We start from the raw sequence: 23629 nt of genomic DNA, 5'->3' as shown, positions 1-23629 counted from the left end.
CGTAAATTCGTTCCATGTTTTGGGATCGGCTTAGTTACCTTCATTTTTGTAGAGATATGTCCAGTCTGACGTGCTGTATTCCGAGGTTGGAAAGTACCGGCCCGCTTCGGACGGACGACCCTCTTTTTCTGCACGGAACAACAACCGTTCGCCGTGGTAGTCGTAGCTGTAGATATCATCCGGGTAGGCGTAGTCGTTCCAGGTATTGGGCACTTCGAACGTACCTCGTCCCTTGCGGAAGAACTCCCACCATGTAGAGCTCTTGTCGGCAACAGGGTCGCCTTTAGCGGGCTGCTCCTTGGGGTAGTCGTTCTTGCCTGTGAACTTCGACCTGAACAACATGCTTTGATAGTCGATGGTTGTCTGATGGACAAGGCCATTCTGCGTCCAGTCAGCCAGGCTTTTGGGCTGATCGCGTGTTCCAGTGAGGTGCGTGACCTGAAGAAACTTCCAGGCTGGCGACTTTTCGACGAGAGCCGGAGGCTTCTTCTCTTCGTCCGCATCAAGTGGCGCGTTCGGAGGCTGGCTCCATTTGTCCTGCTCAGGTATACCCTCCTTGTCGGAGTTCACGCTAAACAACAAGCGCATTCCGCTGACATTGCGCACATGAACGGCGCCACGCCAGCTGACTTCGTTCCACTCTTTAGGGTTATCGACGGTGCCGGCGTGCCTGGAGATGCCATAGAAAACCCAGTTTTCGTTGTCCTGTTGATCGGCGGGGGTTGGCCAGTCATTCAATGAAGGAACACCGCTGTTTTTCGCGATGAAATAATGATCACCATCCTCGTACGTGGTTTTTACATAGTCGCCTGGTATGACGGGCTCGTTCTCATTCTTGGGATCGCTGATAGTGCCGTCGTGTCTTGCGGTCGCTACGTAGAGGAAATGTTCAGTGCTACTGTCGTCTGGGGGATAGGCCCAGTTCTGCTGGTTGGGTATTCCAGCGCGTCTGGCTTTGAAATAGAGCCGTATGCCGTCTTTTTCTACGCGATGAATCGCTCCCCTCCACGTAACTTCGTCAGGTACATGAGGGTCGGCAAAAGTGCCTGCATGCGACGTCGTGCCGTAATAGGCCCACTGTTCGGTGCTGCTTTCATCTGTGGGGTAGTACCAGTTATGTGTTGAAGGTGTCCCTGTCATCTGTGCACGGAAGTAGAGTGTTTTGCCATCATACTCATAGCGATGCAGACGTCCGGGCCACGTGTATTCATCCCACTCCTTGGGATCGTTTTCGGTTCCGGAGTGCCTGCTGACGCCCAGAAAGTGCCAGGAGTCGTTATCAGTGGGGGTCTTTGGCCGTTCGCCTACATCAACGTTCATTTCGCCGGATTTTTTGGCTTCAAACATAAATCGCGTTTCCCGGTCCAGATGGATGGCACCCGCCCAGGTTGGCTGGTCGAAATATTTGGGACTGTTCAGCGTGCCTTGGTAAATCGAAAAGCCAACATGATCAAAGTTGTTTTCGTTCCCATAGCCCTCTGGATCATCCGCCACATGCCCCCAGATTTTCGATCTGAAGAACCATCGGGTAAAACTTTCGCCAATACCGGTGGGGATTTTCACCACGTGTAGCGCGCCTGGCCAGGTTGCATCGGATTCAGGTTTCGGATCGAGCCAACTGCCCGCGTGAATACCCATGTCCAGGTAAGACCATTGCTGGTTGCTGTCAGGCGGTGTCGGATAGTGCCATCCTCCCTGACCGGGAACGCCATCGATGAGAGACCTTGCGAAGTAAACCTTTCCATCAACTTCAAAGCGGTGAATCGCGCCAGGCCAAGTGATTTCGTAAGCGTCCTTGGGTGATTGCAAGGTGCCTGCAAGCGCACTTTTACCCACATAAAACCAGTCTTCATTGCTTTGCTGTGAGTCAGGCAGCGGATGCCCGGTACTGAAAACACCGGCAAAACGAGCCTGGTAATACTTGTCCGTGGTGTGGATGACCCGGACAGTCTCGCCTGGCCTGATCATCTCCCCGGCCTGCACTGGATCAGTCAATGTGCCTTGATGAGAGGCTTGGCCCACGAACTCCCACCAGGCGTTGCCGGCTGCTTGCAGCGGAAGCGGGTGATCGATGCCGATGACAGCTAGATTGCCTGCAATCTTCGAGCGGTAATAATGCCTGGTGTTTTCGACCTGGCGCATATGAATCGCTCCCGTCCAGGTCACTTCCTGCTGATCCTTGGGATTGATGATATCGCCCGAATGCCTGGATTCTCCGACTACTGTCCAGTAATCATTTTCTCCGTTCAGAGGAATCGGCCAGTCGTGCTCGGCAAGCAGTCCATCGACTTTGGAGAGCAGATACAGAGTACGGTCTCTGGCTTGCATCGCGTGGATGCTGCCGGGCGAGGTAAATCCTGAGGAGCCTTTCGGATCGGCCCAGGTACCCTCGGGAACGTTTGTGCCCAAATACTGCCAGTGCTCGTTGTCGGTTCCAGGTACGGGATAACTCCAGTCATTGGCTTGAGGAATGCCCTGTGCGAGAGAGCGGTAATAGACGTGTTGACCTTCAACGGTAATGGCGTGAATCAGCCCCTGGCTGGTCATTTCGTCGAAGTCTTTCGGATCGGCGAACGTGCCTTTGTGCCGGACCACGCCCATCACTTTCCAATACTCTGTATCGCCCGCAGTCGGGAGAGGCCAATGGTCGGCGGTCGGGTTTCCGGACTGCTGAGCTATGTAAAACTGGCGCCGGCCTGATGAGCTGTACTCGTGAACAGCGCCAACCCAGGTCTGGCCGCTCATTGATTTGGGGTCGGCGTAAGTGCCAGCCTGATCGGAGGTAAACATGAACTCCCAGAAGTCTGTACTTGCGGGCTGTTGCGGGTAAGGTGTTTGCGAAGTGGGCTTTCCGCTGATTTTCGATTTGAGAAACACCCGTTGACCATCGATGGTTGCTACGTGTATCGCATCTGGCCAGGTAGGATCGGTAAAGGGTTTTGGGTCCGAGAAGGTGCCGGCATGTTCTCCGGCGTACTCATAGAACGCGTTGGATTCGTCGCCTGAGGGATATACAGCACCTACATCCTGAGCAAATCCGGAAAATCTGGAGCGGAAAAGTTTTTGACGCGTCAGGCCAAGCTGGTCGGCAAAGATTGCGCCGGGCGTGTTGATGTCGTTACGTTCGCGCGGCGTTTCGGCTGTGCCGCCGTTGAGTGAGGTCACGTAGCTCCACTGATCATCGCTTGTTTCGCCCACCGGATAAATCCACCCCCCTGCATCCGGTTGAGCCTGCTGCCTGGCCGCAAAAATGATGTGCTGATCTTCATCCAGGTGCAGTGCGCCAGGCCATGTGGTGTCATCACGGTCTTTGAGGTCGTCTGCCGTGCCGGCATGTTTGAACACCGTGACGAACTCCCAGTGTGTGTTACTGGCGAGATCATTCGGGTAGGGCGTCGTTGCGGAGGGCATGCCGTCGAACAGTGAGCGCAGTACTACACGCTGACCCTTGATCGAGGCCTCATGCAGTGCGCCGATCCGGGTGAAGTCATCGAAGGGCTTGAAGTCACTCCATGTGCCTGCGTGCCTGCCTGCATAGACCCAGTAAGGATCGGCGATGCCTACAGTCGAGAAGCTGTCGAGATCGTTGGCGGGGTAGCCTTCGTAATTGGAAACATAGAACGTGCGCGCGCCTGGAACAGTGCCATCCACGTAGACCGAACCTGCCTGGCTGTAGTCAGCGAACTGCCTCGGCGCTTCGAAAGTGCCTAACGGTTGTATCACCGGAATATATGACCAGTGTTCATTGCTTTCTGGTGTGGTTGGCAGCGGCCAGTCCTGCTCGGAGGGAAAGCCCTCTGCCAGCGATACGAAATAAACGGGAGTGCCGTCGATCAGCGTTTTATGCACCGCGCCGGGCCAGGTAAATTCCTGTTGGGTCTTGGGGTCGGCCACTGTTCCTGCATGGAGAGAAGTCCCCAACGAATGGAACTCGTCGGTCTGGCTGTAATCCCAACCGGTTGCCGGCGCGGTCCAGGATGTCAGCGCACGATACAGCGCTTTCCCCTGGCTCTGCGGCGCTGAATGGATAGCGCCGACCCAGGTCTCGGTGTCCAGATCAGTTCTGGGGTCCCACCAGGTTCCGGCGTTCTGGGTGATGCTGCGCACTCCCCAATAAGTGGTATTGGCAGGCCAGGTTGGGTAAGGCTGTTCAACTGCCCCCGCGAAGTGCGCCGCGAATGAAACCCACTTGCCCTGCAGTTTGGCGCGATGCAGTTTGTCGAGCGCCGTGTTTTCTCCGAAGGCTTTCGGATCTGTATATGAGCCTTCATGTGCGCCGCGATAGTCCCAGTTGTGATTGCTCTGCGCGTCATTGGGGAACTCTGCATTCAGAAGGGGCGCAAACCCGATAAATGTGGATGCGTAGTAGTGACTGCGTAGCGGGCTCAGCGGGTTGCGATAATAAGAGCCCTTCGACGTGCTCATGTCGGTCCAGGGTTTGGGGAGGGTGACCCCTATGCCTGACAGGGTTCCCGCAAACTTCCAGTACCCAGCGCCTTGCTCTGTGCCGGGTGCAGGCCAAGCATCAACACTTGGGCGTCCGGTGTGCTGTGCCAGATAAACGGTTTTGGTGTGCTCGAAATATACGAAGACGCCAGGCCATACCAGATCCTGATCGGTTTTCATGGCTTCAGGTGTTCCGGATTTATCAAAAAAGCCTAGGAAGTCCCAGAAATCATTGCTCTGTGCTGTGGTGGGATAGGGTGTTTCGGCGCTTGGCGTGCCGTCCACTTTCGAGCTTAACAAAGCCTTTTTGTTATCAATCAGGCCCATGTGCAGGGCACCCACACGGGTAGGCTCATCGAACGACTTGAGGTCCGGCCCCAGACCTGAATGCTGGCCGGCGTAGGTCCAGAATTCGGTTGAACGTGGCGTATCGGGAAAAGCCGGATCAGCCTGATCAGGCTGGCTGTCGAACACAGCGGTATAGAACACGTTGCCTTGCTCGGTCAGGTCGAGGAATACCGCGCCTTTGAAAGCTGGTTCTCCTGCCAGCCGTGGCTGCTCGAAAGTGCCCGCGTTCACTTCTTCACCGACTGCCCGGACGGGAACAGTCGAGGCCGATGGAGATGATTCAGAAGGGCTCACGCCAGGGGCCGCAGTGACCAGCCAGGCCAACAGAAGGCCGCTGGCAAATGCCACCGACATTACAATCCTTTGATATTTTTTCACGGCACACCCGAGTCCATTCACAGTGAGTTGGCAATGCATTGAATAAATCCTATACGCGGAGCAAGCGCTGAGGTACCTATCAAACCTGACAGGTCTGTGCATAACGGCTTTGCAGGACGACTTACACACAATCCCTGTGCGTGCGCCTGTGGATAATGTGTTCGTGAACGTCTGAAGGGCTTTTAGAACGTGGCTTTCGGAGTGGTGTTCAAAAAACGATCAATCTAACTCTTTATTTTCATTGCATTTTTTTGTGGATAAATGCGCACTGCCATCTGCCAGCCACTGGGTATGCCCACAATCTCTGTGCGCGTGCTTGTGGGCAAGTTGTTTGTGATTACCTGCAAGCCTTGTAAATAAAGGCTTTGGAGGTTTTGTATGAAAAATGATCAAAGCAGGGTTTTGCGTGCAGCGTTGGTCCATTCGGGTGGTTTTTCAGCTATTTTATACATTGTCCACAGCAGGCCGGGTGATTCGGACGAAGTTGTACCCAAAGTCTGTTGGCGCTTCTGTGGATAAGGTGTTCGCGCTCCTCTGTAAACCCAGTGAAACTGTGGGCTACAAGGTTTTGAGCAAAAAATGTACAGGTGCAATGTTTGCAAGGTGATCTGGATAAGTGATTGTTATCCATTACATTCCTGCGTCAGCGCAACGACTCACCCACATGAACGCTTTGAAGGCTGTGTGGATAAGTCATTTCGTCGCTATATTTTCAAGCCCGTCTCATCGGCTATGGCAGCAGGTACCTGACGTCACGAGGATTACTGCCATTTTTTCGGCAAACCGGGATAAAGTTTGCCGCCTGCTTGCTCCACCCAAAGCGCCCACAACGTTGGTGCACTACCTGGCTTCCAGTCTATTTGTGAGGTGTGAGGATTGAGACAGATATAGGTGTCGCCGCCATACGTCACTTTATCCCCCTCCAAATAGGATTGAGCTGTTTTCCACTCAGGAATCGCTGCGCTGGTCGAAGCTTGTACAACATTGCTTGGGCCAGACAGGTTTTTCTCTGTATCGAGCGCGCCGGCAAGACACTGATACGTTTTAGCCGCTGTTAGTCCTTCCACAGTGTACTTGAGTGTTGTGGCGTCGAGACTCACTGTCTCCCCGCCAAAGGTTATGAGGCGGTAGGACGCGACACCCAGTGCACTGAAAGACGCGTCCCACTCTAATGAAACACTGGTCATTGTTGCAGCGGTCTGGCGTAAGTTGCCTGGTGGCGTAGGGCGATCGTCAGAGGGCTCGGACTTTGTAGTGACCAAGAGCGTTTCAGAGCGCTCAGAGCTGTTTCCCACGCTGTCAATTGCCTGGATCTGATAACCATAAAGACGGCTGTGCAAGACACTTGTGTCAGTAAAGGGTGCGCTTCCAACGCGCTGTAAAAAAACATTATCCCTGAAGAGGTCATATTGGACGTGAGCAACTTTCGCCTTGCTCCAGTCGAGCGTTACCGACGTTGTGGTCTGTTCGGTGGATTTGAAGTCGAGAGGCAGTGACGGGTTACCGGGAGCAGGTGTTTCGCCAGCAGTCTTGACCTTTAATACATTACTGACCTCTGACCACTGAAGTTCGGTATCTTGTGCAACGACGTAGTATTCATACTGAGTATCGGCAGTGACGTCGCTATCGGTATACGCGGTCGTTACGCTTGCGATCGTTTGAAAAGGCCAACCATTGCGGCCAATTTGATACCTGACGATTTGGCTATCGCTGGTAGACGGTGTCCACGTTAGCGACACACTGCTCTGGGTGACGTCTGCGAGGCTCAATACAGGTGTCGTCGGTTTTGCATCGCCTCCGCCTTCACTCTGTGTACGCACGGTGAGCGCGGCCGAGAATTCGGATGTGTTGCCTATGACATCAATTGCACGCACCTGGTAACTGTAAGCAGTACCGGGCTGAAGGCCGGTATTGTTATAAACAGGGTTGTCTACAAGAAAGGAGTCCGCACCGTTACGACGCAATTCATATTGCAAGACCGGTTGCGGGCCTTCCGAGAGCGACCAGTTCAGTTTCACCGACGTTGCAGTTTTTTCGGTTGATCTGAGATCAGCAGGTACTGATGGTTTTTCCGGTACAGGTGTTTCGCCTCCGGTGAGATAACCGTAGCGGTTCACGAACTCCCAGTTGTACTCCTCGCCGCTTTTGTTCTTGCCGGCATCCCAGTTGACTGACCAGGTCATCAGCCCGCGAATCGGATTGCCGGCTTTTCTCAAGTCGTCCAATGCATCTATAGCATCCTGCGGGTTTACCACATAACCGGTAGCGGCTGCGTCGTTATTGGTGGGTAAGCCAATGGCCAGTCTATCGGCGGGAATTGTTGTGAAGCCACGTGTACCGTGGATCAGGCTATCAGTCAGGTAGTAGAGAAAATCTTTCTTGTGAGCATCGTTGTTTTGAGTGACCCACAGGCCGCTGCCATTATTGGCTTCATCGACCCATAAGCCATCGCCGCCCTGGTTGTAGTACTGGGGCGCAATAAAGTCATAGATGTCTTCCAGAGCGTTGATGTAGGCCAGGTAAGCGCCGCCGCTTCTCAACGATTCCAGGAACGTCACGACGTCTTTTAGAAACGGAAAGTACGTAGTGATTTCTTTCAATAAAGGAAGTTTTTTGCTGACTCTAAGGTAAGGAAATTCCGGGGCCATGCTGATGATGAAGTGCTTCCCTTCTGTCTCGTAATACTCGCGCACCATCCTCAACGCAGCGGGTAATACGGTCTGGTTATCGGCAAAGGTAATAGCAGCTTGTTCAAGGTCGATATCCAGGCCGTCAAAGCCATAGGTTTCAACCAGACGAATAATTTCATAGGCCAGTGCATCTTCCTGACCGGCATGCAACTCAATATGCGCGTCAGCCCCGCCAAGAGAAATCAGCACTGCACGGCCTTGTGCATTCAGTGCTGCCACCTGAGCGCGAAACGCATCATCACTCAGGTTATAAGGTTTGAAGGTGGGAATGCCGGCACCTTTCATAAAGGCCACTGCCACAACGTTATACGCTTCGGGTATGTCGGTCAGCGCCATCTCTTTGAAGAGGCCTTGCTGGTAACCTTGATCGGGTTCGGAAGGCCAGTTATGCCAGAACCCCATGAGAATATTTTTGCCCCTTATATCCGGCATGGCCGAGGCGGCATCGGTTGTTTTGTTTTTATATTGATCAATGATTTTTGGGTTGAGCATAGTCCGTGTCTCCTTCCGTTGGATTGACTTCCACGAGAGTTGATCACGAGAGGGGTTTTCAGGTAACTGTCAGAAATGACGGTATCGGCGGAGGAGTTGTTGTGCGGGGGAAACGGGAAATTCGTCAGTCGACGATCGTTTGAGCAGGCTCACCTCGCTGAAGAGTGAGCCGTACTCAGTATTGCCAAGGGCAGGTGTGCCCTCTACTCGTGATTCACCGCCACGCCCTTCAGATAGGGTGCTGGCTCTGCCCCGAGGTTTTCCAGCATACGCGAGCTGTACCAGTCGACGAAGTTGACCACGCCGAACTCATAAGTTTTCGAATAAGGCCCGGGTTGATAGGCGGTAGAGTTAATGCCGCGCTGGTTTTCTTCGGCAAGACGGCGGTCCTGATCATTGGTGGCATCCCAGACCTGGCGCATGCGTTCCACGTCATAGTCAACGCCTTCGACTGCATCCTTGTGGACAATCCACTTGGTGGTGACCATGGTTTCCTGTGCACTTATCGGCCACACCGTGAATACGATGATGTGATCGCCCATGCAGTGGTTCCAGGAGTGCGGCAAATGCAGAATACGCATCGAGCCCAGGTCCGGGTTCTGGATGCGGCCCATCAGCTTTTTGCAGCCGACCTTGCCGTCCAGGGTCATCGACACCGTGCCTTTGAGCAGCGGCATGCGCACGATACGGTTACGCAGGCCGAAACTGGCGTGGGCGTAGGGGATTTTCTCGGCGTCCCACGCAGCAGCAGATGCGGCCACGTGATCCTTGAAGGCCTGATCGGCGCGCGGGTCTGTGACATCGTCCCATTCCAGCAGGGTTTTGAGCAGCTCAGGGTGCGAGCCACCGCAGTGATAGCACTCGCGGTTGTTCTCCAGCACCAGCTTCCAGTTGGCCTTTTCCATCAAGGTGGTTTGCACCGCCACCTTGGTGTTCTCCATATCATAGGGTTCCATGTAGTGCCGCAGCGTCGACAGGAACTCGTCGATGGCAGGCGGGTTCTCCGCCAGGCTGATGAAAATGTAACCGCCTGCGGTCTTGACGTGCACCGGCTTGAGGCCGAACTGCTTCATGTCGAAGTCGTCGCCCATTTCAGTGCCCGCATACAGCAGGCGGCCATCCAGCTCGTAGGTCCACTGGTGATAGTGGCAAACCAGTTTGGCGACTTTTCCTTTCTCGGCAGTGCACAGGCGCGAGCCGCGATGGCGGCATACGTTGTGGAACGCGTTGACTGCGCCGTCCGGACCACGCACCACCAGGATCGGGTTCTTGCCGATCTGCAGCGTCAGGTAATTGCCCTTGGTCGGGATCTCGCACGTCATCCCGGCAATCAGCCACTCCTTGTGAAAGATTTCCTGCATGTCGATTTCAAACAGTCGGTCATCACTGTAAAAAGGCTGCGGCAGCGAGTAGGTGCGCTCGCGATTCTGCAGCATCTCGGCAGTGGCCTTGCGTGCAGGTTCCAGCGGATCGCCCAGGCTCAAGGTTGCGGTGACGTCCATCGATTAAATCCCTCATGACCGCGGCATGGGCGGCCTGCGAATGTGGCTGATACGGGTGTGATCGCGTTGCACGCATGACGATAGATCAGTCAATCATGCTCATGACCCTTGATGGCGAGTGTGGAGCCGGGCGCTGAGTGAACCTTATCCATAGGCGACATGGCCGCATCCGTTCCCGACGCGACAGGCCTTGTTGCACGGGGCTGGTCGCGGTAAGTACGTGAATGTCGTTGATAGGTAAATGGCCGCCTCGCGCGTTACGCAGAATCCGCAGCATGAGAGGCCGACAGTCGGCCGTGGAGATCGAGTATGTCGCAAAGTTTCCTGAGCCCGGTCACGACCCAGACATGGGCCAACGGTCGCCACCAGGTACGTGTCGTCAAAGTCATCCAGGAAACCTGGGATGTGCGCACGTTCTGCTTCATGGCCGACCAGCCGATCATGTTCTTCTTCAAGCCGGGCCAGTTCGTGACCCTGGAGCTGGAGATCGACGGCCTGCCGATCATGCGCTCTTACACCATCTCCAGCTCGCCGTCGGTGCCCTACAGCTTTTCGATCACCGTCAAACGCGTACCGGGTGGCAAGGTCTCCAACTACCTGCATGACACGCTCAGTGAGGGTCAGGAATTGGCCGTGCACGGGCCGGTCGGGCTGTTCAATGCCATCGATTTCCCCAACCCGAAGATTCTCTACCTTAGCGGTGGCGTCGGCATCACGCCGGTGATGTCCATGGCGCGCTGGTTCTATGACACCAACGCCAATGTCGACATGGTGTTTGTGCACAGCGCCCGCTCGCCCAAGGACATTATCTATCACCGCGAGCTGGAACACATGGCCTCGCGGATCGATAACTTCAGCCTGCATCTTGTCTGCGAAAAGCATGGGCTGGGTGAGCCGTGGGCCGGTTATCGCGGCTACCTGAACCAGAAAATGCTTGAACTGATGGCCCCGGACTTCATGGACCGCGAGGTGTTCTGCTGCGGGCCGACGCCTTACATGGCGGCGGTCAAGCGACTGCTGTTGGAAAACGGCTTCAACATGGCGCAATACCATGAAGAGTCGTTCGGTGCGACGCCGCCCGAGGCCAGGGCAGACGCCGTCGAGCAGGCCGAAATCGCCGCCGACGCGCCGGATGTCGACGCCGCCGACCTGCATCAGGTGGAATTCACCGACACCGGCAAGAGCATTCGCGTGGCCCCGGGCGAAACTGTTCACGCCGCTGCCGCCAAACTCGGCCTGATGATCCCCAAAGCCTGTGGTATGGGCATTTGCGGCACCTGCAAGGTTATGAAGCTGAGCGGCGAAGTGGAAATGGAACACAACGGCGGCATCACCGACGAGGATGTTGCAGAGGGTTACATTCTGTCCTGCTGCAGCGTTCCGAAGGGGGATGTGCGGATTGAGTATTGAGCACGCCGAAACTGTGTAACGCGGAGCGTCCGGAACGGCATACCCACGCGGAGCATGGGCACGATAGTGATCTCTCTGACGACTATCGTTCCTCATGCTCCAGCGTGGGAATGCCGTGGGTGACGCTCTGCGTCACAAATCTACGCCGCGCTGCAGGTTCAAGACCGGACGCGGAGCGTCCAGAACGGCATGCGACGCGGAGCGTCGCACGATAGTTGGTGTCATCCTTCCGCACGCTCCAGCGTGGGTACGATAGGCGTTCTTTAGGGCACCTATCGGTTACGTTCCACTATGACTCTGCTTATAAGCCGCCAGCGCTGGCAGCAGTTGCTGGTCGATGGCCTGGCGTACCGCGGGGAGGAGGGTGGCGCTGCCGGTCAGGAGTTGCTCTACCAGACGTCGCAGGGCTGTAGCGCGTTCGGCGTTCAGGCCGCAAACGGCTTGCGCGCAGGCTTGTTCAGCGGTTGCGCCGCCGGGTGCTTCGAAGCCCAGGGCTCTGAGTTGGCCGAGCAGGTCTTCCTGGTCAATCAAATCTGCGTGCATCATGGCTTCTGTTCCTTTGATCGGGCTTTTTTCCGATTCTGGTAGGGCAGGCTGCCAAGGGCAAGTCCTGTGCGTCGCGCATGGCAGGATTGACTACAGGTACGTCGTTTTCAGTTCAGGTCGCGCTTATTCGATTTGCAGGTTTTCTATTGTGTTGTCGACCATGACCTTTGCCATTTCCACCAGGTGCATGATCGTGAGCGTCATATCTCTTTGCGCGCCGGTCATGCTGTCGCTGAACTCGTAAGCGCTGGTTGCTGCACAGCGCAGCAGGTCGCTGGCATACATCAGCGCATCTTCATGGCTGACTTTGGGGCGGGCGTTGAAGAGGGGTGGGTCGGGGACGATTTTTAGCATGTGATGTATCTCCTGGAGTTTTAGAAGACCATCACCGTCGGCTACTAAGCGAGGGTGGTGATCATGCGCAGGTAGTAGCCCGGTCCAGGAACCCCGGTGCATCCGAAGATGCCCCACGCACGACCACCATAAAAAATGCAGGCCGTGAAAGGGCACCTGCACAAGGTGGCGCAATGCGCCTGGATTTAACGAGGGCTACTAATCCTCATCGCTGAATATGCAGCGACGGGCGCAGAGTAGTGATCGAAATCGGCAGGCACAAGGGGGCGGGAGTTTCTCGGAAATTTCCTTCAAACGAAAGAGACGAGTCCCGCAAATTCGTTACAAATTCTTGTTCATTGCTCAGGTTTGCTAAACTGCGCAGCTTGCCAGGAGCTGCCATGAATTACCGTCACGCCTACCATGCCGGCAACCACGCCGACGTGTTCAAACACCTGACTCTGACTCGCTTGATCGCCCTCATGGCGCGCAAGGAGCAGCCGTTCGCCTATCTCGACACCCACGCGGGGTTGGGGTTATACGACCTCAAGGGCGATCAGGCCACCCGCACCGGAGAGTGGCTGGAAGGCATCGGCCGTCTTTGGGATGCACCGGACTTGCCCGCGTTGGCCTCCGATTACTTGCAAGTGCTGCACGACATGAACCCCGACGGCGAGCTGCGCTACTACCCCGGCTCGCCGGAGCTGGCCCGCCGCCTGACTCGCGAGCGCGAGCGTGTGCTGCTCAACGAGAAGCACCCCGAAGATGGGCGTCTGCTCAAGGAAAACATGAAGGGCGATCGCCGCGTGGCAGTGCATCTGGGGGAAGGCTGGCATGTGCCACGCGCCTTGCTGCCGGTGGCTGAGAAGCGTGCCGTGATGCTCATCGACCCGCCATTCGAGCAGCTCGATGAAATGAAACGCTGCGCTGTAGCGCTCAAGGAAACCATCGGACGCATGCGTCAGACGGTGGCTGCTATCTGGTACCCGATCAAGGACCCGCGCCTGCTGCGGCGTTTTTATCAGGACCTGGCCGAGACTGGCGCACCCAAATTGCTGCGCGTCGAGCTGTTCGTCCACCCGCTGGACACCCCGGCCAGCCTCAACGGTTCAGGCCTGGCCATCGCCAACCCGCCGTGGGGTCTGGAAGAAGAATTGCGTGAGCTGATGCCTTATCTGGCAGACAAACTGGGCCAGACCCAGGGCGGCTGGAAGATGGACTGGTTGATCGCCGAGTAATTGAGCCAGCCGTGACCACTCTGAAGCCCGAAGGGTGCGAGAGGTTCAGGAGATAGCTCTTGTATTCCCAAGCGCAGCAATGAATGAGCTTTTGTGGGAGCGAGCTTGCTCGCGAAAGGGCCAGTGCAGTCCTCGAAAAAGGGGCGTTTGAACTATTGCCTTCGCGAGCAAGCTCGCTCCCACGGGGGCTAGCCCTATCCAGCTACCAACGCTTCAGCCCCTTTTTTCAGCTAGTCAGCCAGTTCAAGCTGGCAGACAAACTCCGGTACCACCCAGGCCGCAATAGCCCTGAGGGTTCTTGGCCAGGTATTGCTGGTGGTAGGCCTCGGCAAAGTAGACCGTCGGGGCTTCTTCGATTTCAGTGGTAATTGCGCCTAGCCCGGCCTTGCTCAGTTCCGCCTGGAACTCCGCAGCGCTGGCCTTGGCGGCGTCGAGCTGTTCGGGAGTGGTGCAGTAGATCACCGAGCGGTACTGAGTACCGATGTCGTTACCCTGACGCATACCCTGGGTCGGGTTGTGCGCTTCCCAGAACACCTTGAGCAACGACTTGTAGCTGATTTTCTCGGGCTCGTAGACAACCAGCACCACTTCAGTTTGGCCAGTCAGACCGGAGCAGACTTCTTCGTAAGTCGGGTTCGGGGTAAATCCGCCCGCATACCCCACGACAGTGCTCACCACACCGTTCTGTTGCCACAGGCGGCGTTCTGCGCCCCAGAAGCAACCCAGGCCGAAGATGGCGAATTCCACATTGCTCGAAAACGGTCCCAGCAGCGGGTTGCCGTTGACGAAATGAGTTTCCGGAAGCGCCATAGGCGTTTCACGACCCGGCAGTGCCTGTTCGGCGGTGGGCAGTACGTTTTTGTTCACTAGAATTTCCGAGCGCAGAGTCATGAACCATATCCTCTCGTTTAGAGACAGGCAGCAGGGGCCAGGACAGATGAGCAGAGTTACATAGGTCCCGTTACACGCACAAACAAGTGCTGCCGTGTAATAACAGCCTGACAGTGTGCCCGAGAGAGCAGGGTGCAGGGAAGGTTGTCAGGCGGACGGACGACGCGGGTAGCGCTTCAGTTTCTCGATCAGCTCTTCGCCGGGGATAGGCTTGTCGAACAGATAGCCCTGGCCCACATCGCAACGATGACGGCGCAGGAACGTCAACTGTGCAGCGGTTTCAATGCCTTCGGCGACCACTTTGAGCTTGAGGTTGTGGGCCATCGCGATGACCGCAGAGGTGATTTCCATGTCGTCTTCATCATCCGGAATATCGCGGATGAAGCTGCGATCGATCTTGATCACATCAATGGGGAATTTCTTCAGGTAGCTGAATGACGAGTAACCGGTGCCGAAGTCATCCATGGCCAACGACAGGCCAAGCTTCTTCAGCGAGTCCAGCTGCTGGCGCGTGTCTTCGGTGGCTTCCAGCAGCAGGCCTTCGGTCAGTTCCAGTTCCAGCAGCGAAGGATCCAGCTCTTCTTCTCTGAGGATAGCGGCAATCGATGACACCAGCTCGGGGTCGGAAAACTGCTTGGGTGACACGTTGATCGCCACCTGCAAATTGCCGAAACCAGCGGCGGTGAGGTCCTTGCTCATGCGGCAGGACTGGCGAGCGACCCACTTGCCGATGGGGATGATCAGGCCGGTTTCTTCCGCCACGCTGATGAACTGATCGGGGCGGATCATGCCTTTTTCAGGATGATTCCAGCGCAGCAGCGCTTCCATGCCCAGCAGACGACCGGTCAGCAGGCACAGCTTGGGCTGGTAGAACACCTCCAGCTCGTTCTGGGTCAGGGCGCGGCGCAGGTTGTTTTCCACAAACAGCTTGTAGCTGGCCTCGGCATTCAAGGCTTCGGTAAACACCTGAACCTGGTGCTTGCCGTTGGCTTTGGCCTTATGCAGGGCCAGGCCGGCGTTTTTCATTAAGGTCTGCGGGTCACGGCCGTGCAGCGGCGCGCAAGCAAGGCCCACCGAGCCGGTAACGCTGATCAGCTGATTATCGACGAACATCGGCTTGTCCAGCGTGGCCAGTACCTGACTGGCGGTGGCCTGTCCGGCTTCCTGATCCGTGTTGTCGAGCAGAACGGCGAATTCGTTACTGGCAAAGCGCGCCAGCACGTCGGACGGGCTCAAGGTGTTACGCAGACGGCGCGCCAGACTGATCAGCAGTTTGTCGCCGGTCTGGTGGCCAAGACTGTCGTTGATGCGCTTGAAGTTGTCGATGTCGACCAGCAACAGGCTCATCGGCGTGTCGGTGTCACGGACAAAGCGTTCGTCCAGGTTGCGGATGAAGGCCGGACGGTTGCCCAGATTGGTCAGGTTGTCAGTGTAGGCCAGGCGCTCGATACGCTGCTGGGCCAGCTTGCTCTGAGTGATGTCTTCATAGATGCCGATGTAGTGCGTCAGCTCGCGATTATCGCCATACACCTTGGAAATCGACAGCTGGCCCCAGTAGGGTTCGAGGTTCTTGCGTCGACTTTTGAACTCGCCCTGCCAGCTGTTGCTGTTGGTCAGGCTGGAGTTGGCTTCCAGCAGCAACTGGTTGAGGTTTTCCAGCGCAGGCAGTTCAGAGAGCTTGTGCCCGGAGACTTCATCGGAACTGTACTGCGTGATCGCCGTGAAGCTTGGGTTGACGTATTCGACCACGCCGTTGCAGTTGACCAGCAGAAAGGCGTTGGCGCTCTGTTCGACCGCACGCTGGAACAGGTGCAGCGCATTGGTCGCGGCTCGACGGTTATGGTTGTTGATGACCTGAGCGAACTGGTCGGCCAGCTCCCCGGCGAAGGCGATTTCGTCGGACTGCCACTCGCGTGTCGAGCCGGACTGTTCCAGGCAGAGCACGCCAATGACCTGGCCATCGATACGAATACTCGCATCGAGGACCGCCTTGTCTTCTCCAGGGTTCAGGCTTTCGGCCATTTCGCGGGTGCGCGGGTCGGTCTGGATATTGCTGGCGTCAATCGCCCTGCTGGTATTGAGCGCTTGGAGATAGGTGGGGTAGGCGCTGATATCAATCGGCGTACGCGACTGATAGTCGCCGCTTTCCCGACGATAGTCGGTGATCGGTTCCAGACGCTTGTCGATGAGGTTCCAGATACTGACATGATCGACGTCATAAATGTCGCAGGCACTCTTGGTGATCAGCTTTGCCGCTTCCAGCAGGGTATTGGCTGTGGTGTAACGATGTCGGGTCAGGCGCAGGATCAGGTCCTGCTGGGCACGCACGCGTTCCAGATGGGCAAACTGGTCACGCTGGGCGCGCTGGTTGAGTTCAAGGGCAATCTGCAGGCGCAGGTTACGGGTTTCGAGATCGGAGTCAGTGGCGGTCTCGCTTTCTGTGACAAGGCCATCGACGATCAGAAAATAACCACGCAGCAGATGACGATTGTGCTGCTTGTAGGCTTCGCCGATTTCCAGCAAGCCAAGCGCGCCCTTGGGGCTGTGCAGGGTGTAGCGAATCAGGTAATTCGGAGAAGAAGCCAGTTGCTGCTGGATGTCGTCATGCAGTTGATAGCGTGCTTGCGGCTCCATGAGGCTGGCATAAGGGGATCCAATCAAGGCGCAAAGGTCGACGGCGGGCAGGCCGAACTGCTTTTCGCAATTCGGATCGAGAAACAATAGCGCCCAATTGGCTTCATTCAGCCGCTCGAAACGCAGCATGCCCAGGCGCGAAGGCACTGGCAATTGCGTCACTACCTCGGCTGCGGATCTACCGGCAGCATCGGTTTGGCTTTTCATGAACAAACTCGCTTCCGGAATACTAGTCGCGACGGGCGTAAACCCCACTTTCGCGTATGGCAAGGTTGCATGATGCGGCTCGTGCTTACAAGAGACCACAGTGGCTTAGTGCTATAAAAGTGTCGGCCGATTGCCCAGGTTCTTCAATGTATCTGGTCGGATACTTGAAACTGCTCGTTTTTCGGGCAAAGTTCCTGTTTTAAAGGGGATTTCGCCATACAGGTTTGCTCCTGTCCGGAAGGGTTGTCAATCAAGTCGTCGCTACCCTGGCCTCCTTCGCTGGTAATTGCAGGAAAATCCCGGCGGCAAACATGGCCAGAACTCCGACGCTCAGGAACGTCAGCTGGAAAGCCTCCAGCACGCTGCTCAGCTCGCCGGTGGCCACTTCTTCGCTGAAACCGCCCAACAAGGCCGCAGCGCTTGCAACCCCAAGGCTCAGCGAAAGTTGTGCCACCACCGAGAGCAGGCTGTTGCCGCTTGCCGCGCTGGCATCGTCCAGATCGATCAGGGTGACGGTATTCATCGCGGTGAACTGCAAGGAGTTGACCGCACCGAGCAGGCCCAGATGCACCAGCAGAACCCAGTAAGGCGTCTGCACATCGACCAGTGCCAGGCTTGCCAGCAGGATGCCCAGCAGCAATGTGTTACCGGTCAGAATGAGGCGATAGCCCATATGCTCGATCAGCCAGCGCGCTACCGTCTTGGCGAACATTCCTGCAGCTGCCAGCGGCAACATGCTCATGCCCGCCTCGGAAGGCGAATACCCCAGTGCCACTTGCAGCAGCAATGGGATCAGGAAAGGCAAGGCTCCGCTGCCCAAACGGGCGAACAGATTGCCCAGAATACCGACGGCAAATGTCCGGGTGCGAAACAGCGAAGGGGCGAACAACGGCGATTCGATGTGCCCGGCGCGCAGCCAGTAGGCCGCCAGGCAGCCCATCCCGGCAAACAGCAGAAGCACCACGCGCATATGTGGCAGGTTCAGCTCGCCCAGCCCCTCGAGGGCAATGGTGATCAGCACCATTGCCGCGCCAAACAGGATAAACCCGATGCCGTCAAAACGCGTTCGACCGCCTCCGGGAAGGTCGGGGAGAAGTGTTTGACGGCGTAGCAGCCGAGAATCCCGACTGGAATATTGAGCAGGAAAATCCAGTGCCAGCTCAGGTACTCGACCATCCAGCCGCCAAGCGTCGGCCCCAGCAACGGTCCCAAAAGACCGGGCACGGTGATAAAGCCCATGATCCGTACCAGCTCCGACCGAGGATACGCACGTAAGACGATCAGGCGTCCGATGGGCAGCATCAGCGCGCCACCCAGCTCCTGAATCACCCGCGCCGCCACCAGCACGTTGAGTGACCAGGACAGCGCACGCAGCAACGAGCCGAAGCTGAACAGCAGAATGGCGCTGAAGAAGATGCGCTTGATCCCGAACCGATCGGCAATCCAGCCCGAGGCCGGGATCAGCAGTGCGATGGTCAGCATGTAGGCGATAACCACCGACTGCATGCGCAGGGGGTCTTGCGCCAGCGAGCTGGCCATGGACGGCAGGGCGGTGTTGAGGATCGTGCCGTCCAGGCTTTGCATGAAGAACGCAATGGCGATGACCCAGGGCATCCAGCGCAGGGTCTTTTCATCCATGATTGGCGCTGCTGAGTTCGACATAAGCTCCTGCTACAAGGTTAGGGTGAGTCGGCTTATCAGAGCGCCGGGCAGTTGAATCGACCCCGTCTGGCGCTGAGTGTAGGTACTCGATTGAAGAATCAGTTCCCGCTCGCGAGTCAGGTCCTCCAGTGCGCTACCCAACAGGCTGTAGGCGCTGTCATCGAAACGCATGGTGCTGACCGGTGCGACGATCTTGCCGTCTTCGACCCAGAATGTTGCGAAACGTGTCATCCCGGTCAGACGTGCGGCAGCGCGATCCGAAAAGTTCAGGTACCACAGGTTGCTGATGTAAAGGCCTGTGCCGAGCTTTTCAAGGATCTGGTCCAGCTCCAGCGAGCCACCGGCAATGCTCAACGCGCTTGGACCCTCGCCATAATCCGCGCCGTTGGCAGGCAGGTCGTACTCAGCGGCGCTGCTCGAGTCCACCAGTCGCTCGCGGGCCTGCCCGTTGACGATCAGCTTCAGATCCTTGCGCGGGTAGCCTTCGCGTGAGAAGGCTGGCGAGAGCGAGCCACTGACTTGCTCGTCGAAGCTGATCAGCGGGCTGAAATGAGTCTCGCCGTCATACAGCCTTTGCAACGGGCTGCGCTTGCTGGCCACCGCTTGCGCGGAAAACCCGCCCCAGCTGAGCATGCCAATGACTTCGTCCAGCGCCGCCGGAGCCAGATAGGCACGGTATTGACCGGGCTTGAGGGTGTGCAGTGGGCGGCCGAGAAATTCGAGCTGTTCACGGGCCTGCTGAAAGCGTTGCGCGAACGCTTCGTTGTTCCAGTCGTGACCTGCGTAATTGGCTTTCACCGCCTGGCCGTTTTCATGAAACAGGCTCCAGTCGAAATTGAAGCTGTTGGCCTGATGCCAGCCCAGCGCGCCCCACGAACTGGCGAAACCCCGATACAGCGGACCAGCCGCGTAAAAACCCACCAGATCGAGGTCGCCTGACAGTTGGCTGATCTGCTCGACTACCTGCGCGCTGTCCGGCAGCGGTAAGTCCTGCACATTGCTGCTTTGCCAGGCCTGCGTGTTAGGCAACAGATACGGGTCTTTCGCCAGCGAAGGCAGGGTTTCGCGCAACTGCTGCAAGGCATTGGAAAGGCGCCGAGTATCGGTCTCCTGATCCCCGGACAAGGTCACTTCCAGGTTGGCATGACGCCCGTCGTCGATCAGTTTGAAGGTCGCAATGACCTGCTGCACGCTCCCGGCCTGCCGAACCTGGCCGTGGTTGAAACGAATGAAGTCGGACGCTTCGGCGTCGTAGGCCAGGGTGAAGTGTTCCGTCGGGCTGATGGCAGCCTTGAGCACGGCGACCAGCGCCTCGAATTGCTGTTGGTGCGACATCAGGCATCCCCTCCAAACACATCGACATTGGCAAATACACACGCCGGAGAGGCATGGCCTACACGGATCACCTGATTGGGTTCGCCCTTGCCGCAGTTGGGCGTGCCCAGCACTTTGAAGGTACTGGCGTCACCGACTGCGCTGAGGTTTTTCCAGAACTGAGCAGAAATCGCCCGATAGTTGGGGTTCTTCACAACGCCCTTGAGTTCACCGTTTTCAATCAATTGGCCCCATTCGCAGCCGAACTGGAACTTGTTGCGCGCGTCGTCGATGGACCAGGAGCGATTGCTCGACATCAGGATGCCGTGCTCGATGTTACCGATCAGGCCGTCCAGTGACTGGTCGCCCGGTTCGATGTTCAGGTTGGCCATGCGATCGATGGGCGCACGGTTCCAGCCGCAGGCGCGGCTGTTGGCAACCCCGTCCAGGCCGCTGCGGTATTGCGACAGTGCGCCGCCGAGCGGGCGTTGCAACAGGCCGTCACGAATCAGGAACTGTTTGCTGGCGGCCGTGCCATCGTCGTCGTGCGCATAGCTGGCCAGCTGTTCAGGAATGTCCGGGTCGAACGTCACGTTCAACAGGCTGGAGCCATATTGCAACGTGCCGAAATCAGTCGTCTTGACGAAGCTGGTGCCTGCGTAATTACGCTCGTCGCCAAGAATCCGGTCCAGTTCCAGAGGATGGCCGATGGACTCGTGAATCTGCAGAACCATCTGATCCGGCATCAGCAGCAGGTCGCGTGGGCCTGACGGTGTGTTGGGTGCGAGGATAAGCTGCAAGGCCTCATCGGCGACGTTGGCCGCAGAGCCGATCAGGCCGCAACTGCTCAGCACTTCGATGCCGCCCTGCTGGCCGAAGTTATGGCCACCCAGCGTGCGGGTCTGGCTGTCACGACCGTCGTAGGCTGTCACGCTCATGCCGGGGAAAATGAAGCGTTGCGCCTGACGAAGCTCTGCGCCCGCGGTGTTCAGGTAAATCTGCTCAACCGTTTCCAGCCCCAGTACGGCCTGCCAGTTGACCAGCCGTTCGTCTTTCGGGACGGCGCTGGACTCGGCCATCAGCAGGCCGATGCAGTCGCTCAGTGGCGGGAAGGCTTGATCCATGTGCGGCGACAGATAGTCAGCCTTGGCAGTCGAGACAGCTTGATCGCTCAGGTTCAGTAACGCATGCGGTGCCAAGCGACGTGCCAGCGCTTCGGCCTGCTGCAAGGCGGCTTGCAAACCCCGAAGGGAAATGTCGTTGGTGGCGGCGTAGGCTTCAACACCGTTCAGGCGCACGGTCAGCATTGCGCCCTCGTCGCTGCTCAGCGACGGCGGCTCGGCCACATTCTTGCGCACGCACAGGCGTTGGCCGGTGCGGTGCACGTAACGTACGGAAAAAAATTGCGCTTCACTCTGCAGAGCAGCGAAATGCTGCTTGAGCCGGGCGGAGAAATCGAACATGCAGACAAGCTCCTTCTTGAGGGTGGTCAGTGAAGTCCGGGCGGCCTTTTGGGCCGATTGCCGTTGAGGGGGAGATTGCCCCCACCACGATTGCCAGGCTGCACCTGCAAGCTTTGAGCCAGACGCTTCAGCCCTGCATCACCAGCTTGATATCGGCGGCCAGTTCACGCACGCGCTCTTCTTCGGTGTCCCACGAGCACATGAAGCGTGCGCCGCCGTTGCCGATGAAGGTATAGAAACGCCAGCCCCTGGCCGTCAATGCTGCAATGGCCGGTTGCGACAATTGCAGGAACACACCATTGGCCTGTACCGGAAACATCAGCTCCACGCCGGGAATATCCTTGACCAGTTCGGCCAGCAGTTGTGCGCAATGGTTGGCGTGGCGTGCGTGTTTGAGCCAAGCGTCGTTTTCCAGCAGCCCGACCCACGGAGCAGACAGAAAGCGCATTTTCGACGCAAGCTGCCCGGCCTGTTTGCAGCGGTAATCGAAATCTTCAGCCAGGTCATGGTTGAAAAACAGGATGGCTTCACCCACCGCCATGCCGTTTTTGGTACCGCCGAAGCACAGCACATCGACGCCGGATTTCCAGGTCAGTCCTGCCGGTGAGGCCTCCAGAAAGGCGCAGGCATTGGAGAAGCGGGCACCGTCCATGTGCAGATGCAGGCCCAGCTCCTTGCAGGTCGCACTGATTGCCTTGAGTTCTTCGGGCTGATAAACGCCGCCTACCTCGGTGGCCTGGGTCAGCGTCACGACGCGCGGTTTGGGGTAGTGAATATCCTGACGCTTGAGCGCCACTTCGCGAATCGACTCCGGGGTCAGCTTGCCGCCTGCGCTTCGTGCTGTCAGCAGTTTGGAGCCGTTGGAGAAAAACTCCGGCGCGCCGCATTCATCGGTTTCAACGTGAGCCGTTTCCGAACAGATGACACTGTGGTAACTCTGGCACAGCGATGACAGCGCCAGCGAGTTGGCCGCTGTGCCGTTGAAGGCAAAAAACACTTCGCAGTCGGTTTCGAACAGACGGCGGAAATCATCTGATGCGCGTGCAGTCCATTGATCGTCACCATAGGCACGTTGATGCCCCTTGTTCGCCTGCTCCATGGCTGCCCAGGCTTCAGGGCAGATACCGGAATAGTTGTCGCTGGCGAACTGTTGGCTTTGGTCTGTCATGGCCGATTCCTTATGGGCGATTATGGTGCGCACTGTAGCGACAATATAAGGTTCGGTCATGTGTTGACTGCATGACGCAATTCCCCATTCAGGAGCGATATGGATCTGTCCAACCCGCCTTTTCTGCCCGGACGCAACAAGGCGCTGGACCTGCTCAAGTGGCTGGCGATGCTGAGCATGGTGCTCGATCATCTTCGCTATGTGGGCTGGTCAGTTGATTTTCTTTACGTACCGGGGCGTTTCGCCTTTCCCTGGTTCTGTCTGGCAATTGCCGTAAACCTTTCCCGGCGCAGCGCAGCCATTCTGGCCCCGCGGGTGCAATGGCGCTATCTGGGCTGGCTGCTGGCATTCGCAGCGCTAGCAGAAATCCCGTATCGGCTGTTCATGGCGGACGTGACCGTGCTGAACGTGATGCCGACCCTGTTGCTGGGGCTGCTGATTGCTCAAGGCTGGCAGCATCGCAACGTGACGACGCGGATCATGGCCATCGTGGCCCTGCTGTTTGGGGCGGTTTTTCAGCAACAATTGATGTTTGGTTTTGCTGGCGTGCTGCTGCCGCTGGTTTTTCTGTTGGTGCTGCAAAAGCGCCTTTGGTATTCGGTGTTTCCGGCAGTTTTCTGTCTCGCAGCCAATGCCTGGCCGCAGATGATTGCCGGCGCGAGCTGGGGCGACCCGATTTCCATTGGCTCGATAGCCGCCTGCCTGGTGGCACCTGCGCTGGGCATAGCGCTACTGCGCACCAGACCGAAGTTCGCAGTGATCCCGATGCGGCGCTGGGCCTATGCGATTTACCCGCTGCACTTTCTGGTATTGCTGGGTTTACGGACGGCGTTGGAGCGTGGCTGAACGATAACCTCAACTATCGTGCGACGCTCCGCGTCGCATGCCGTTCCGGACGCTCTGCGCC

13 protein-coding genes and 1 pseudogene are annotated in these 23629 nt (G+C 57.2%); 3 read left to right on the top strand and 11 right to left on the bottom strand.

Annotated features, from left to right (window positions below; all coding sequences use genetic code 11):
- Window positions 1-30: 30 nt before the first annotated feature.
- From AC4ANE_RS25630 to gbca, 3 genes are all read right to left on the bottom strand, one after another.
- Window positions 31-5148 (bottom strand): PI-PLC X phosphodiestherase-like domain protein, encoded by a 5118-nt coding sequence (locus tag AC4ANE_RS25630; RefSeq protein ID WP_223227217.1) that lies wholly within the window; start codon window positions 5146-5148, stop codon window positions 31-33.
- A gap of 785 nt (window positions 5149-5933) precedes the next feature.
- Complete coding sequence (locus AC4ANE_RS25625; RefSeq protein WP_031597332.1) at window positions 5934-8354, bottom strand: fibronectin type III domain-containing protein; 2421 nt, start codon at window positions 8352-8354, stop codon at window positions 5934-5936.
- 203 nt (window positions 8355-8557) lie between these two features.
- Window positions 8558-9856 (bottom strand): glycine betaine monooxygenase oxygenase subunit, encoded by a 1299-nt coding sequence (gene gbca / locus AC4ANE_RS25620; RefSeq protein ID WP_002555658.1) that lies wholly within the window; start codon window positions 9854-9856, stop codon window positions 8558-8560.
- 309 nt (window positions 9857-10165) lie between these two features.
- On the opposite strand from gbca, the gene gbcB reads away from it, so the two are divergent.
- A complete protein-coding gene (gbcB, locus tag AC4ANE_RS25615) occupies window positions 10166-11266 on the top strand; it encodes a glycine betaine monooxygenase reductase subunit (RefSeq protein WP_002555657.1) in 1101 nt (366 codons plus the stop codon).
- Between the two features lie 279 nt (window positions 11267-11545).
- Here the strand turns inward: gbcB and AC4ANE_RS25610 are convergent, their stop codons facing one another.
- Entirely contained in the window at window positions 11546-11812 is a 267-nt protein-coding gene (locus AC4ANE_RS25610) for a hypothetical protein (protein ID WP_002555654.1), read from the bottom strand.
- A 123-nt stretch (window positions 11813-11935) separates the two neighbouring features.
- Window positions 11936-12166 (bottom strand): DUF6124 family protein, encoded by a 231-nt coding sequence (locus AC4ANE_RS25605; RefSeq protein WP_004654874.1) that lies wholly within the window; start codon window positions 12164-12166, stop codon window positions 11936-11938.
- Between the two features lie 380 nt (window positions 12167-12546).
- Here AC4ANE_RS25605 and AC4ANE_RS25600 point away from each other — a divergent pair, with 380 nt between their 5' ends.
- On the top strand, window positions 12547-13383 hold the full coding sequence (locus AC4ANE_RS25600) for a 23S rRNA (adenine(2030)-N(6))-methyltransferase RlmJ (RefSeq protein ID WP_002555652.1): 837 nt from the start codon (window positions 12547-12549) through the stop codon (window positions 13381-13383).
- A 243-nt stretch (window positions 13384-13626) separates the two neighbouring features.
- Here the strand turns inward: AC4ANE_RS25600 and msrA are convergent, their stop codons facing one another.
- The 6 genes and pseudogenes from msrA to AC4ANE_RS25570 all read right to left on the bottom strand — a co-directional run bounded on the left by msrA (window position 13627) and on the right by AC4ANE_RS25570 (window position 22722).
- Window positions 13627-14274 carry a peptide-methionine (S)-S-oxide reductase MsrA gene (msrA, locus tag AC4ANE_RS25595; protein ID WP_002555651.1) on the bottom strand — a complete coding sequence of 216 codons (648 nt, stop codon included), beginning with the start codon at window positions 14272-14274 and terminating at the stop codon, window positions 13627-13629.
- Window positions 14275-14421: 147 nt separating this feature from the next.
- Window positions 14422-17115, bottom strand: coding sequence for a sensor domain-containing phosphodiesterase (locus AC4ANE_RS25590; protein WP_031597329.1), 2694 nt, complete (start codon window positions 17113-17115; stop codon window positions 14422-14424).
- A 250-nt stretch (window positions 17116-17365) separates the two neighbouring features.
- Window positions 17366-18777, bottom strand: a pseudogene (gene mdtD, locus AC4ANE_RS25585) (multidrug transporter subunit MdtD).
- 9 nt (window positions 18778-18786) lie between these two features.
- Window positions 18787-20112: a TldD/PmbA family protein gene (locus tag AC4ANE_RS25580; protein ID WP_044423878.1), complete on the bottom strand. Its 1326-nt coding sequence runs from the start codon at window positions 20110-20112 to the stop codon at window positions 18787-18789.
- Window positions 20112-21554, bottom strand: coding sequence for a TldD/PmbA family protein (locus AC4ANE_RS25575; protein ID WP_031597326.1), 1443 nt, complete (start codon window positions 21552-21554; stop codon window positions 20112-20114). Before AC4ANE_RS25575 ends, AC4ANE_RS25580 begins: the two co-directional genes overlap by 1 nt.
- A 127-nt stretch (window positions 21555-21681) precedes the next feature.
- Window positions 21682-22722 carry a threonine aldolase family protein gene (locus AC4ANE_RS25570; RefSeq protein WP_460408595.1) on the bottom strand — a complete coding sequence of 347 codons (1041 nt, stop codon included), beginning with the start codon at window positions 22720-22722 and terminating at the stop codon, window positions 21682-21684.
- Between the two features lie 99 nt (window positions 22723-22821).
- Between AC4ANE_RS25570 and AC4ANE_RS25565 the strand changes: the two genes are divergently transcribed.
- Window positions 22822-23568, top strand: a complete 747-nt coding sequence (locus AC4ANE_RS25565) for a TraX family protein (protein ID WP_002555645.1) — start codon at window positions 22822-22824, stop codon at window positions 23566-23568.
- Window positions 23569-23629 lie beyond the last annotated feature (61 nt).

The sequence above is a fragment of the Pseudomonas sp. Pme6b genome, assembly GCF_058129925.1.
The sequence above is the reverse complement of the archived record's forward strand: the minus strand, read 5'-3'. Positions and strand labels throughout refer to the sequence as shown.